Annotated in this window: 9 protein-coding genes; 6 read left to right on the top strand and 3 right to left on the bottom strand. The window is 59.8% G+C overall.

The genetic code is table 11. The annotated features are described in order from the left end of the window. The first annotated feature begins 16 nt into the window (after positions 1-16). The 6 genes from NQ492_RS03285 to NQ492_RS03260 all read left to right on the top strand — a co-directional run bounded on the left by NQ492_RS03285 (position 17) and on the right by NQ492_RS03260 (position 8,520). A complete protein-coding gene (locus tag NQ492_RS03285) occupies positions 17-1,351 on the top strand; it encodes an OmpP1/FadL family transporter (RefSeq protein WP_015547906.1) in 1,335 nt (444 codons plus the stop codon). Positions 1,352-1,403: 52 nt separating this feature from the next. Further along, positions 1,404-2,741 carry a tetratricopeptide repeat protein gene (locus tag NQ492_RS03280; RefSeq protein ID WP_172633824.1) on the top strand — a complete coding sequence of 446 codons (1,338 nt, stop codon included), beginning with the start codon at positions 1,404-1,406 and terminating at the stop codon, positions 2,739-2,741. 36 nt (positions 2,742-2,777) lie between these two features. After that, positions 2,778-3,632, top strand: coding sequence for an LPS export ABC transporter periplasmic protein LptC (lptC, locus tag NQ492_RS03275; protein ID WP_083810300.1), 855 nt, complete (start codon positions 2,778-2,780; stop codon positions 3,630-3,632). 5 nt (positions 3,633-3,637) lie between these two features. Continuing rightward, complete coding sequence (locus tag NQ492_RS03270) at positions 3,638-4,900, top strand: hemolysin family protein (protein WP_015547903.1); 1,263 nt, start codon at positions 3,638-3,640, stop codon at positions 4,898-4,900. A 160-nt stretch (positions 4,901-5,060) separates the two neighbouring features. After that, entirely contained in the window at positions 5,061-7,091 is a 2,031-nt protein-coding gene (locus NQ492_RS03265; RefSeq protein ID WP_015547902.1) for a peptidylprolyl isomerase, read from the top strand. A gap of 286 nt (positions 7,092-7,377) precedes the next feature. Then, complete coding sequence (locus tag NQ492_RS03260; RefSeq protein WP_015547901.1) at positions 7,378-8,520, top strand: iron-containing alcohol dehydrogenase; 1,143 nt, start codon at positions 7,378-7,380, stop codon at positions 8,518-8,520. 73 nt (positions 8,521-8,593) lie between these two features. On the opposite strand, the gene NQ492_RS03255 is transcribed toward NQ492_RS03260, so the two are convergent. From NQ492_RS03255 to NQ492_RS03245, 3 genes are all read right to left on the bottom strand, one after another. Beyond that, entirely contained in the window at positions 8,594-9,196 is a 603-nt protein-coding gene (locus tag NQ492_RS03255) for a hypothetical protein (RefSeq protein ID WP_015547900.1), read from the bottom strand. Between the two features lie 164 nt (positions 9,197-9,360). Further along, positions 9,361-11,499, bottom strand: coding sequence for a methylmalonyl-CoA mutase (gene scpA, locus NQ492_RS03250; RefSeq protein WP_015547899.1), 2,139 nt, complete (start codon positions 11,497-11,499; stop codon positions 9,361-9,363). 2 nt (positions 11,500-11,501) lie between these two features. Beyond that, complete coding sequence (locus NQ492_RS03245) at positions 11,502-13,349, bottom strand: methylmalonyl-CoA mutase family protein (RefSeq protein ID WP_015547898.1); 1,848 nt, start codon at positions 13,347-13,349, stop codon at positions 11,502-11,504. Positions 13,350-13,866: the final 517 nt, after the last annotated feature.

Raw genomic sequence — 13,866 nt, 5'->3', positions numbered from 1 at the left:
TGTCGCGGCTGCAGCGATGTTTCCTTTTGCCGTTTCGGCCCAGACAAGCAGTATTAACGCATTCTCGCCCTATACGATGTACGGCATCGGTGAACAGAATACCCCCGGTACGCTGCAGATGCGCTCGATGGGCGGTGCGGGTGTGGCCATGCGTTCGGTGAGTACGGTCAACCTGCTCAACCCCGCGGCTTACAGCGCGGCTCCGCAGAAGACTTTCCTTTTCAACTTCGGGTTGGAGGGGCAGAACTACTACAACGCCCAGACGGTCGGAGGCGTCGGGAAACGGACGGCCTACAACACGTTCAACTTTCACGACATCGCTTTCCAGATGCCGGTGGCGAAGCGGCTGGGACTCGGTTTCAGCCTCACGCCTTACAGTTCGGTGGGTTACAGGACCAAGTATTACCACGAATACGATCCCGAAGACCCCATTTACGCCAACGTCGGCAATATTCAGTACAACTACCAGGGCGAGGGCGACGTGACGGAGGTCAAGGTCGGCCTGGGCTGGGAGCCGTTCAAGAATTTTTCGGTGGGTATCGCCGCACAGTATTACTGGGGCGACATCGACCGTACGTTCGTGATGACCCCGACCGCCATTACGGGCGAGGGAACCTTCACCTCGACGGTGGGGCAGGACAATTACAGCATTTCGAGCATCAAGGGGCAGGTCGGCGTGCAGTGGAACGCGATTCTGAACGCGAAGCGCATCCTGACCTTCGGCGCGACGTACGACTTCGGCGGCGACCTGAACCCGGAGGTGACGAAAAAACTCTATATCGGCGACCTGTACAACACGGTCGTCAAGAGCGATACGACGCACCTGAAGCTGGTGCTGCCCCGGCAGCTGGCCGTGGGGGCCTATTACCAGACCGGCAGGTGGGCCGTCGGCGTGGATTATGTGTTCCAGAACTGGGGCGGCCGCAACTCGGGCTACGAGATGACGGGAACCAGCGGCAGCGGGGAGAACAAGACGGAATACAAGGTGGCCTACACCAATACGAGCACGATCAAGATGGGTGTGGAATACACCCCGAACCGTTACGATGCGCGTCACTTCCTCAAACGCTGGTCCTACCGTGCGGGTTTCCGCTACGGAGCCTACAACCAGACGTTCAACGGGGACAAGCTTGCGCAGTACGCCGTGACGGCGGGCATCGGCATTCCGGTGAGGCGCGGCGCCTTCTCGGCCATCGACATCGGCGTCGAGTACGGTCGCCGCGGTTACAACATCGCCGACCGCCTGGGGCTGGTCCGGCAGCAGTATTTCAAGTTTGCGATCGGCTTCACGCTCTTCGCGGGACAGATGGAGAACGGCGAATATTGGTTCATGCGCTCCAAGTTCGATTGATGTGACAGGCAAGCAAAAATAAAAGATAGAAACACAAAAATTAATCTGACCGATGAAAAACGTTAAATTCCTGCTTTCTGCTGCGTGTGCGCTTTTTGCAGTCGCAGCGATGGCACAGCAAGATTTCAGTGATCCGAAGTACGCGGTCTGGGGTGACACTCCTCAGGAGCGGGAGCAGAACATTCTGAACAGCAACTTCCTCAAGGAGTCGCTCGACAACAAGGATTACAACGCTGCCGCGCATTACCTCAAGGAGCTGCTCGACAAATGTCCGAAGGCTTCGCAGAATACCTTCGTGCGCGGCATCACGCTTTATAAGAACAAGATCGCGCGCGCCAAGAGCATCGCCGAGAAAAACACCTACACCGACTCGCTGATGATCGTTTACGACCTGCGCAACGAGTATTTCGGCGACCATCCCAAGTACGGCACGCCCTATATCCTCGACCGCAAGGCCCGTGAGTATCTGATGTACAAACCCGCCGACCGCAAGGGTATCCGCGAAGCGTTCCGCGCAGCCATCGAGGCCGGCGGCGACAACACCGATCCCGAGACCGTCGTGGCCTATTTCTCGAACCTCTGCGACGATTACAGAAATACCGACGAGGTGATGCCCGACGAGATCATCGCCGAGTACGACCTTCTGACGCCGTTCTTCGAGAAGAACCCCGCTGCCGCCGAGTACAAGAGCCAGTTCGACGCTGCGTTCGGATTGAGCGGCGCCGCAAGCTGCGAGAATCTCGAAAGACTCTTCAAGGGCAAGCTGGCCGCCGCTCCCGACGACGAGGCGCTGCTTTCGCAGGCCGTGGCTCTGATGTCGCGCGCCAAGTGCGACGGTGATTTCTACTTCTCGATCGCCGAGAAATACTATCAGGTGAAGCCTTCGTCGGAGACGGCCATGTTCCTGGCCCAGGCTTTCCAGAACAAGAAGGACTATGCAAAGGCGAAGACCTACCTGAACGAGGCGCTGGATGTCGAGAAAGACCCCGCCGAGCGTCAGAAACTGCTCGTGCGCATCGCGCTGGTGGGCCTCGTGTCCAACGACATTCCGGGCGCTGCCGCCGCTGCGCGCCAGGCCCGCGACCTGGATCCCGAGGACGGCGTTCCGTACTTCATCCTGGCGCAGTGCTATGCTTCGTCGGCAGGTTCGTGCGGCGGTTTCGCCGGTCTGGCGACCTATTGGGCCGCTTACGATACGATGGCCAAGGCGGTCGAACTGCTCCCGGCCGATTCGGAGTACATGGAGCACGCCAAGAGTTCCCTCGGCAAGTTCCGTTCGGTTTTCCCCAGCTCGGAGGAGTGCTTCTTCAACGAGTTGCAGGAGGGTGCGCGCTATACGGTGACCTGCGGAACGGCCGCCGGTATCACCACCACCGTCCGTGCCCGCTAAAAAACACGCTCCCGACAGGCTTTGATGGGAAAACGCATGACAAGAACGATCAGGGTAGCACTCTCCGTGACGGGGAGTGCTATCTTGCTATTCTCGTGTGCGGACAAGGATGCGGGCCGCGCGTCGGCTTCCGAGGAGACAATGATGACCGAATACAGCGAGGACCTTTCGGTCGTGATGTCGCAGAACGGCCGCCGGTCGTACCATTTCGTCACGCCGCTGCTCGAAGGTTATTCGCTGGCCCGCGAACCTTACCGCGAATTCCGCAAGGGCGTGAAGATCACTACCTACCAGAACGATTCGCTGACCACGGTGGACGCCGTGCTGACGGCCAACTACGCCATCTATTACGAGAACCGCGAACTGTGGGAGGCCAAGGGCAACGTCGTCGTCGAGAAATCCGACGGCAAGACCCTCTACACCCAGCAGTTGTTCTGGAATGCGCGGACCAAGAAAATCTATTCGAACGTCGATTCGAAGATCGTGCAGAACAACGGCCGCGATGTCTTCATCGGCGAAGGTTTCGAATCGGACGAGGAGTTCAAGGACTGGCGTTTTCGCCGCATGAAGGGCCGTATGGAGGTCGAGATGAAGCAGAGCGCCGACTCCGCGGCCACGGATTCCACGTCCGTGCGCCCGGTTCCGAAACCCTCCGACAGCCGGCCCTCCGACAGCCGGCCCTCCGACAGTCGGTCCGCCGTCCGGACGTCCGAATCCGGGAGGGCCGCTCCGGCCCGGGAGATTCCCGCCGGGCCGGCTGAAAGGCAGGTCGGAAGACCCGAAGCGGAGGTTGAGCGCCGGCCGCTGAAAATGCGGGACGGCTCCCGGGAGGAGGCGCGTCCGGTCCTGCGGGAGGAGCAGGTTTCCGTCGAACCCAAACTCAAAAACTGAAAGCGATGCTCACCACCGTCGTCCTGATCGTCGTAATGCTGTTGCTGTCGGCTTTTTTCTCGGGGATGGAGATTGCCTTTACGAGCAAGAACCGTCTCAAGCTGGAGATCGACCGCAAGCAGAACCGCATGTTCGACCAGATTGCCGAGGTTTTCGCCCGCCATCCGGGGCAGTATATCACCACGATCCTTGTGGGCAACAACATCGCGCTGGTCGTCTATTCGCTGTCGATGTCGCTGCTTCTGCGCAGCATTTACGCCTCGCTGGGGTGGGAGCAGCTCGCCCGGAGCGGCTCGGTCGCCGTGGACACCGCCGTTTCGACGGTCATCATCATCTTCTTCGCCGAGTTTCTCCCCAAGTCGATTTTCAGGAACAATCCCAATTTCTATTACCGCGCGCTGGCGCCGGTGATCTATTTTTTCTACATCGTACTCTATCCGGTGGCGCGTTTCACGACGCTGCTTTCCCACGGCATTCTGCACCTTCTGGGCCGCCGCGTCGAGGAGCGGAACATCACTCCGAGTTTCGACCGCGAGGACCTCGCGGCGCTGCTCGACTCGAACAGCCCGGAGCAGCATTCGGAACCGGACAACGAGCTGAAACTCTTCCAGAACGCGCTGGATTTCGCCGACCTGCGCGTCAGGGACTGCATGGTTCCGCGTGTGGACGTCGAGGCCGTGGACATCGACGACACCTCGATCGAACAGCTCACGGCGCGTTTCGTCGACTCGAAATATTCGCGTATCTTCGTCTGGCGCAAGTCGATCGACAACATCGTGGGCTACGTCAATTCGAAAAGCCTTTTCACGCGGCCCCGGCAGATCGCCGACGTGATGATGGAGGTCAATTTCGTGCCCGAGACCATGCCTTTGCAGCTGATGCTGGAGAATTTCATCAAGCACCGTTCGAACATCGCCGTCGTGATCGACGAATTCGGCGGCACGGCGGGCGTCATTTCGCTCGAAGACGTGCTGGAGCAGATTTTCGGCGAGATCGAGGACGAGCACGACATTCCGGACCTCACCGAAAAGCAGGTCGGCCCCGACGAGTATGTTCTCTCGTGCCGCCTGGAGGTGAAATACCTGAATGAAAAATACAACCTCGGCATCGAGGAGAGCAAGGAATACGACACGCTGGCCGGTTTCATCATCTTCAATTACGAGGGTATTCCCACCGCCGGGGAGACGGTTTTCATCGGCGGCCTGCAATTGCGGATTCTCCGTACGACGCGTTCGCGCATCGAACTGGCGCGGGTGAAGAAATTGTAGCGTGGGCCGGATTCCGCCGCCTTTCCGGTAAATTCCCGTCCCGGCGGGGATTACGGGGGCGAAGCGTGCGTATATTTTTACTTTTATTCTGTTCTTTTTACAATTAATTTTACTACCTTTGGCTGATAATTCGAAACAATACGAATAATTAACAATTTATATGGCAAGTTTAAACACTTTACGAACCAAGTTCGGCATCGTGCTTTCGATCATCATCGCACTGGCCCTCTTGGCATTCATCCTCTCTCTGAAGACTGAAATGGGCTTCTCGGGCAACGACCCGCGTGTTGGTGTGATCGACGGCGAGAAGATCAACTATTCGGAGTACTACGACCAGTACGAGACGATTAAGTCGCAGAACAACATGCAGGAGAGCGACGAGCAGCAGTCGGCCATGCTGGCCAATGCCGCCTGGCAGGCGCTGATCGCCAAGCACGTGCTGACGCCCGGTTTCGACCGGATGGGACTTCGCGTCACCGAGCCGGAGCGTCTGGCGATGGTCAGCGGACAGCATCCTTCGCAGGCTTTCTACAATGCTTTCGCCGATCCCCGCACGGGCGAGTACAGCGTGGCTGCCATCAGCCAGTTCCTCGCGCAGGCCGAGACCAACCCCGAGGCGGCCAATGCCTGGGCGCAGCTCAACGAGCAGGCCCGTCTGGAGCGCGAGGTGCAGAAGTACTTCGGACTGGTGAAGGGCGGCGTTTACGTCAATTCGCTGGAGGTCGCCCGCGGTGTCGAGGCCGCCAACAAGTCTTTCTCGGGCAAGTGGGCCGGCAAGAAGTTCTCGGCCGTTCCCGATTCGCTCGTCAAGGTGTCGTCGGGTGATGTGAAGGCTTACTACAACAGCCATAAGAACCAGTTCAAGCAGACCCCGTCGCGTACGATTTCGTATGTCGTATTCGAGGTCTCCCCCACGGACGACGACCTGCTGGCGCTTGAGAAGAGCGTGACGGAGGTGGGCCGGGAGTTCGCCGCCGCCGAGGAGGTGAAGACCTTCGTCCGCGCCAACCGCAACGGCAAGATCGCCGACAGCTACGTTTCCGCCGCACAGCTCTCCGACGAGGAGGCCAAGGCGCTGATGGCGGGCGAGATGTACGGTCCCGTGCTGAAGAACAACGAGTGGACGATGTCCCGCGCGCTCGATTCGAAGATGGTTCCCGACTCGGTGGGCGTACGTCATATCGTGCTGCCCTATGCGCAGGAGGCGCTTGCCGACAGCCTGCTGACGGTGCTGAAGAAGGGGGGCGATTTCGCGCAGACCGCTGCCCGTTATTCGGTTTACGACGCTACGGCCGCCAACGGCGGTGAAGTGGGAGTGCTGCCTTTCTCGGCCTTCACGGGCGAGTTCGCCGCCGCTTTGGCCAATGCCAGACAGGGCGACATCGTGAAGATCGCTTCGGGCGACGCCATCCAGCTGATGCAGGTATACCGTGCCGACAAACCTTCGAAACACGTGCAGGTGGCTACGATCACCTATCCCGTGGAGGCTTCGGCCGCCACGCGCCGCGACGTGCACAACCAGGCCGGTTCGTTCATGGTCAACGCCAAGGGTTCGGCCGCCGCATTCGCAGATGCCGCTTCGACGGCTGCCGTGACGCCCCGCGTGGCTGCGATTGCCCAGGGCGACCGTACGATCCGCGGCCTTGAGGATTCGCGCGAGGTGGCCCGCTGGGCCTACGGAGCGAAGGAGGGCGACCTTTCGGCGATCTTCAATGTAGGCAAGGACTACGTGATTGCCACGCTGACCGAGATCGACGACAATGAGTACGCACCGCTGAATAAGGTTTCGGCCCAGATCCGTTCGCAGCTTCTTCGCGACAAAAAATACGATTATATCGTCAAGAGCCTTTCGGGTTCGACCCTCGCCGAACAGGCTGCAAGTCTCGGCTCGGAGGTGGAGGACTTCTCCGATGTGACTTTCGGTTCGTTCTACGTGAACGGCGTGGGCATGGAGCCTCGTCTGGTGGGCGCCATCGCATCGGCCGAGAAGGGTGCCCTGTCGGCTCCCGTGAAGGGACTTTCGGGCGTCTATGTCTTCGAGGTCGGGGATGTCAAGACCGACGACAAGCAGACCGCCGAAGGCGAGAAAGTTCGCGCCCAGGCCATGGCCGAGGGCATGGCCCAGCAGTTCGCCATCCCGGCTATCCAGCAGATGGCCAAGATTCAGGACCTGCGCGGCAAGTACTTCTAAACGATTGATTTTACGGTGCATCTTTGCACTTGCTCCTGCAGGGCGCGAATGGGACGTACTTCGGTACACCCATCCGCGCTCTGCTTCGTTTAAGCACAAACCGGCAGCTCTCACCGCAAAGATTGAAAATTAGCGGAGAATTCTCTGCGCAGTCCGGCTTTTTTCGTATCTTTAGAGGCGTAACGGCTCTTTTAACAGCCGGAGGCCCTGTCAAACCAGGTGCAATCCGGTTTCGGAGCCGTCCGGTCATTCATTCTCTTCGTAATAGGATAAATAAATATTCGCCATGAACAACTTCATCTATCACAATCCGACCAAACTGGTTTTCGGCAAGGGCCAGATCGCCCGTCTGCCGAAGCTCATTCCCGCCGGAAAACGCATCATGCTGACCTTCGGCGGCGGAAGCGTCAAGCGTAACGGCGTCTACGATCAGGTCGTCGCCGCACTCGAAGGCCGCGACCTGGTCGAGTTCTGGGGCATCGAGGCGAATCCGTCGGTCGAGACCCTGCGCGAAGCCATTGCGCTGGGCAAAGAGCGGAAGGTGGACTTCCTGCTGGCTGTCGGCGGCGGGTCGGTCATCGACGGTACGAAACTCATCGCTGCGGGCCTTCTCTACGACGGCGATGCATGGGACATCGTGCTCAAGGGGCAGGCCGGCAAGACCGTGCCGCTGGCTACGGTCCTCACCATGTCGGCCACGGGTTCCGAGATGAACTCCGGGGCGGTCATTTCGCGCTACGAGACCAAGGAAAAATATGCTTTCTACGGCGATTATCCGGTCTTCTCGATCCTCGATCCCGAGACGCTCTATTCGCTGCCGAAGCGTCAGGTAGCCTGCGGACTTGCGGATACTTTCGTGCATGTGCTGGAGCAGTATATGACTACGCCCCATCAGTCGCGGCTGATGGACCGCTGGGCCGAAGGCATCCTGCATACGGTGGTCGAAATCGCTCCCAAAGCGCTGGCGGACGAGCGCGATTACGACACGATGTCGGAATACATGCTTTCGGCGACGCTGGCCCTGAACGACATGATCCGTATGGGCGTGACGCAGGACTGGGCGACGCACATGATCGGCCACGAGCTGACGGCGCTGCACGGCTTGACGCACGGTGCGACGCTGGCCATTGTCATCAACGGTACGCTGCGCGTGCTGCGCGGGCAGAAACGCGGCAAACTGCTGCAATACGGCGAGCGTATCTGGGGCATTGCCGGCGGTTCGGAGGAGGAGCGCATCGACCGCACGATTGCGGCCAACGAGGCGTTCTTCCGTTCGCTGGGCCTCTCGACACGCCTTTCGGAGGAGGGTATCGGCGAAGAGACCATCGCCGAGATCGAACGCCGCTTCACGGCTGCGGGCGATCGGTTCGGCGAGGCGCAGAACGTCGACGGCGCCATGGCCCGCCGGATTCTGGAGGCCTGCCTGTGATTCCATTGCCGGCTGCCGAAAGAACAATCCCCGCAACCTCGGTTGCGGGGATTGTTTGTCATGGAACGCGGGTTTATTCGTCCACCCCGAATGTCGAAACGTTGAGACTGCCCAGCGCATCGACCGTGATGCCGTATTCTCCGGTCTCGACGCCTTTCAGGATGATGAGGTAGGAGCTGCTTCCGAACCGGCGCGAGATGAAGGGCTGCCGTTCCAGCGTGTTGCGCTGCCGGTCGCCGAAGGTTCCGACCGACGCGTATTCGGCGATCCGCATCTTCTTCTTGACCTTGAACCGGAAGACGCTGATCACCGACATCGGGTCGATCAGGTTGTCCGGAACGCGGATGATAAAGGCGATGCCGTCGCTCTTCCGGAACCGGACGGGGGACTGCGCGCCTTTCAGCGTCATTTCGTCGATGTGGTCCTTTCCGATGCCGAACAGTTTCTGCCCGGTGGACGACCGGTGGCGGGGAGCCAGGCTCTCCTGGACGAGCTGCTCGGTTCTGTTGTCGGGCCGGATAGCCAGTGCCTGGCCGATGAATTCAGGTTCGGGGAATGTCAGGGTGCTGTCGGTCCGGGTTGCGGAGGGTTCCGGTGCGGCGGCCGCCTCCGGTGTCTGCGCCTGCGACCGGATGCAGGCACAGCAGGCAAGCAACAGAATGAGGGTTTTCTTCATGCGAATGGAACGTTGTAATGAATTTGTGTATTTCAGTCGTAAAGATAATGCAAAAACTCCCGTTCCGGTCTTTGGCGGGTGAAAAAAGTCCCTCCCGAAGTGCTCCGGAACAAAAAACGCCCCGGTCTTGCGACCGCGGCGTTTCTCTTGTCGGAGCCGGGAATTTACTCGGCGAGCAGGATTTCGAGGATCTTGATGGCTGCCGTGGCGATCGGCGTACCGGGGCCGAAGATGGCGGCGGCGCCGTCGCGGTAGAGTTCATCGTAGTCCTGCGCGGGGATCACGCCGCCGACGATGACGATGATGTCCTCGCGGCCCAGCTTCTTCAACTCGGCGATGATCTGCGGCACGAGCGTCAGGTGGCCGGCGGCCAGCGACGATACGCCGACTACGTGCACGTCGTTTTCGACGGCCTGCTTGGCGGCCTCCTCCGGAGTCTGGAACAGCGGACCCATGTCGACGTCGAAGCCGATGTCGGCATAACCCGTAGCGACCACCTTGGCGCCGCGGTCGTGTCCGTCCTGGCCGAGCTTGGCGATCATCACGCGCGGCTGACGGCCCTCTTTCTTGGCGAATTCGGCGCACAGCTCCTTGGCGCGCTCGAAGGATTTGTCGTTTTTCACTTCTGAAGAGTATACACCTGAAATGGAACGGATAACAGCTTTGTAGCGGCCTACGACCACTTCGCAGGCATCGGAGATTTCGCCCAGCGAGGCGCGGACCTTGGCGGCCTCGACGGCCAGTTCGAGCAGGTTGCCCTGCTTGCTCTTCACGCACTCGGTGATGGCGGCCAGCGCCTTCTTCACGGCAGCTTCGTCGCGGTTGGCGCGCAGCTCCTTGAGCCGCTTGATCTGGCTCTCGCGCACGGCCGTGTTGTCCACGGCGAGAATGTCGATCGGGGCCTCCTTCTCCAGACGGTATTCGTTGATGCCGATGATCTTCTCCTCGCCGGAGTCGATGCGGGCCTGCTTGCGGGCCGACGCCTCCTCGATGCGCATCTTCGGAATGCCGGTCTCGATGGCCTTGGCCATACCGCCCAGCTTCTCGACCTCCTCGATGCGCTCCCAGGCTTTGTGGGCGATCTCGTTGGTCAGCGTCTCGATGTAGTAGGAACCTGCCCACGGGTCGACCTCGCGGCAGATGTTGGTCTCCTCCTGAATGTAGATCTGCGTGTTACGCGCAATACGCGCCGAGAAGTCGGTCGGCAGGGCGATCGCCTCGTCCAAGGCGTTGGTGTGCAGCGACTGGGTGTGTCCCAGCGCGGCGCCCATGGCCTCGATGGCCGTGCGGGCCACGTTGTTGAACGGGTCCTGCTCGGTGAGCGACCAGCCCGAGGTCTGCGAGTGGGTGCGCAGCGCCAGCGACTTGGGGTTCTTGGGGTTGAACTGTTTAACGATCTTGGCCCACAGCATACGCGCGGCGCGCATCTTGGCGATTTCCATGAAGTGGTTCATGCCGATGGCCCAGAAGAACGACAGACGCGGTGCGAAGGCGTCGATCGACATGCCTGCGTTGACGCCGGCGCGCAGGTACTCCAGACCGTCGGCCAGCGTGTAGGCCAGCTCGATGTCGTTCGTGGCGCCCGCCTCCTGCATGTGGTAACCCGAAATCGAGATCGAGTTGAACTTGGGCATGTTCTTCGAGGTGTACTCGAAGATGTCGGCGATGATCCGCATCGAGAACTCGGGCGGATATATATAGGTGTTGCGCACCATGAACTCCTTGAGGATGTCGTTCTGGATCGTACCGGCCAGCTGGTCGAGCGTGCAGCCCTGCTCCAGGCCCGTCACGATGTAGAAGGCCAGGATCGGCAGCACGGCGCCGTTCATGGTCATCGACACCGACATCCGGTCGAGCGGAATGCCGTTGAAGAGCACCTTCATGTCCTCCACCGAGCAGATCGACACGCCGGCCTTGCCCACGTCGCCCACCACGCGCGGGTGGTCGGCGTCGTAACCGCGGTGCGTTGCCAGGTCGAAGGCCACCGACAGACCTTTCTGTCCGGCGGCGAGATTGCGGCGGTAGAATGCGTTGGACTCCTCGGCGGTCGAGAATCCGGCGTACTGGCGGATGGTCCACGGACGCATCACGTACATCGTCGAGTAGGGGCCGCGCAGGAACGGGGCGATGCCTGCCGCGTAGTTCAGGTGCTCCATGCCTTCGAGGTCTTCGGCCGTATAGGCGCCCTTGACGGGGATGCGCTCGGCCGTCAGCCACGGCTCCACCTGTCCGCAGCCTTTCGAGGCGCAGCAGCTCTTCTGCCCGCCTGCTTCGTATGTCAGTTCTGAAAATTTAGCTCTCATGATCAGATGCCCATTTCTTTAAGATAAAACTTCAGAGTCTCCAGGACGTTCGACTTCACCGAGATGAAGTTCGTGATGCCCTGGGCCTCCAGTTCGGGTGCGCATGCGGGAGCGCCTGCGACTACGAGAATGGCTTTGCCGGCGAGCAGCTCCTTCACCTTCGGTGCGGCCTCTGCGTAATCGTCGTCCGAAGCGCAGACCACCACGATCTCGGCTTTCGATTCGAGTGCGGCCTTCACGCCCTCCTCGATCGACTTGAAGAAGGTGTTGTCCTGCACGCGGATTCCGGCGCAGGCGAAGAAGTTGCACGAGAACTGGGCGCGGGCGCGGGCCATCGCCAGGTTGCCGCAGGTGAGCATGAACGCCTTGGGCTGTTTGCCCGAGCGGTCCACGTGCAGGCGCATCGCCTCGAAGGCCATGGCGCCGCGGTAGGGCGTGAGGACGTTGCCTTCGGCAGCGGGACGGGTGACGGCTTCGGCGGTGATCTCCTTCGGGGCCACCTCCGTGAAGTTGGGGAACTGGTTGGCGCCGAGCAGCGTCTGGCGGCGCGTTGCGATGGCCTTGTCCTTGGCGGCGGCCGAAGCCTCCACGCGCTCCTTGATGAAGCCGGCCTTGTAGGCCTCGGCGTAGCCGCCCTTCTCCTCGATTTCGAGGAAGAGCTTCCAGGCCTCGGCGGCGATCGACTGCGTGAGGTTCTCCACGTAGTACGAGCCGCCTGCGGGGTCTACCACCTGGTCGAAGTGCGATTCGTGCTTCAGGAGCAGTTCGACGTTGCGGGCGATGCGCTTCGAGAACTCCGTGGGGCTTTCGAACGCGGCGTCGAACGGCGTCACCTCCAGCGAATGTACGCCGGCGATGGTGGCCGACATGGCCTCCGTCGTGCCGCGGAGCATATTGACATAGGGATCGTAAACGGTCTGGTTCCAGTCTGCCGTGCGGGCGTGGATGTGCATTTTGCAGGCGCAGTTCTTCGAGGGGTTGTAACCCTTGACGATGTTGGCCCACAGCATGCGCGCCGCGCGGAACTTGGCGATTTCGAGGAAGTAGTTCGAGGTGACCGAGAACGAGAAGCGCAGCTTGCGGGCCGCCAGCTCGGCGTCCACGCCGGCGTCGGTCAGGCGCGCGATGTAATCGTTACCGGCCGAGAGGGCGAACGCCAGCTCCTCGACGATGGTCGATCCGGCGTTCGAGAAGATGCCGGCCGAGACGGTCACGATACGGATGTGCTTGTACTCGCGGGTCTTTTCGATCAGCGAGGCGATCTTCGCGAAGCACTTTTCGCCGTTGGGCGAGCAGAAGTCGCCTTTCTGCGACAGTCCCTTGACCAGCGGGTCGATCGAGAAGGCCACGTGCGCCTCGGAGGCAGTGCCTTCCTTTTCGAGCTTGGCGATCACCAGTTCGGCGATGCTGCCCGTCTGCGCGCCGCAGAAGACCATTTCGATGGCCGGGATCGAGATTCCGGCGAGCAGCTGATCGAGTTCTTCGGCCGTGAAGCCCTCCTTCGCGATTGAGAAGCCCAATGAATCGACGCCCGAGTTGAGGAGTTTCAGCGCCTCGGCGTTGGCCTCCCTGGGACATTTTACCTCGACGGTCTGATGCACGCGCCAGCGATTGTGGCTGCGCGTACCTCTGACGTACGGGAACTCGCCTGCCTGCGAGCCCAGAAAACGGATGCCTTCGAGGTTTTCGGCGCGGTAGTAGGGGCGGACGTTGAATCCTTCTCCCGTACGCCACACCAGCTTGCGCTCGTAATCGGCTCCTTTCAGGTCGGCTGTAATCACCTCTTCCCACTTTTCGGTCGGGACCGGCGGGAACTCGGTGAACAGCTTTTCACGTTTGGTATTTGCCATGACTATTTAGAGATTAGTATGTGTGTAGTTTCGTTCTGTTTCAAAATTGCACGTAAAGTTACAAATTAATTACCGAATTGTAACAAGAAATTGTTACGAAAATAACAGTGCAGCGGAATTTTTCCGGATTTCGCCGCCCGCCGCATTTCCGGACGGCCCGGCGCGGATGCTGTCTTCGGTGTGGTTGAATGGTTGAAAAATGGTCTTTATTTCTGCTTGTTTTGGAAAAAAACGAAAAAATGTATTTTGGGGATTTTTCGTGAAAAATGAGGCTGTTTTTCGAAAAATGACTGAAATTTTCGGGTGTGTGCGGCGAAAAACGGTTGTTTTTTCGGGAAAATGATGAAAAAAACGGCTGTTTTTTGAAAAAACGGTGATTTTGTAAAAACAACGTAACGGAATAATTCGTACATTTGTAGCCGGAACGAAAGATGTACCGCAGCGGGGGAGCGGCCCCGGGTTAGTTAGGTCGGCAGGTCCTGCCGGGAGGCAGTTGTCCGGTTGAATTTCAGGTTAG

Origin of the sequence: Alistipes shahii WAL 8301 (assembly GCF_025145845.1) — a bacterium.
Lineage (GTDB): Bacteria > Bacteroidota > Bacteroidia > Bacteroidales > Rikenellaceae > Alistipes > Alistipes shahii.
Note: the sequence above shows the minus strand (reverse complement) of the source record. Positions and strands in the feature narration are given on the sequence as shown.

Coding starts and splice junctions, on each gene's coding strand:
- NQ492_RS03270 (WP_015547903.1), top strand. CDS start 3,638: ATGCTCACCACCGTCGTCCTGATCGTCGTAATGCTGTTGCTGTCGGCT.
- NQ492_RS03245 (WP_015547898.1), bottom strand. CDS start 13,349: ATGGCAAATACCAAACGTGAAAAGCTGTTCACCGAGTTCCCGCCGGTC.
- NQ492_RS03255 (WP_015547900.1), bottom strand. CDS start 9,196: ATGAAGAAAACCCTCATTCTGTTGCTTGCCTGCTGTGCCTGCATCCGG.
- NQ492_RS03265 (WP_015547902.1), top strand. CDS start 5,061: ATGGCAAGTTTAAACACTTTACGAACCAAGTTCGGCATCGTGCTTTCG.
- NQ492_RS03260 (WP_015547901.1), top strand. CDS start 7,378: ATGAACAACTTCATCTATCACAATCCGACCAAACTGGTTTTCGGCAAG.
- NQ492_RS03285 (WP_015547906.1), top strand. CDS start 17: ATGTTTCCTTTTGCCGTTTCGGCCCAGACAAGCAGTATTAACGCATTC.
- lptC (WP_083810300.1), top strand. CDS start 2,778: ATGACAAGAACGATCAGGGTAGCACTCTCCGTGACGGGGAGTGCTATC.
- NQ492_RS03280 (WP_172633824.1), top strand. CDS start 1,404: ATGAAAAACGTTAAATTCCTGCTTTCTGCTGCGTGTGCGCTTTTTGCA.
- scpA (WP_015547899.1), bottom strand. CDS start 11,499: ATGAGAGCTAAATTTTCAGAACTGACATACGAAGCAGGCGGGCAGAAG.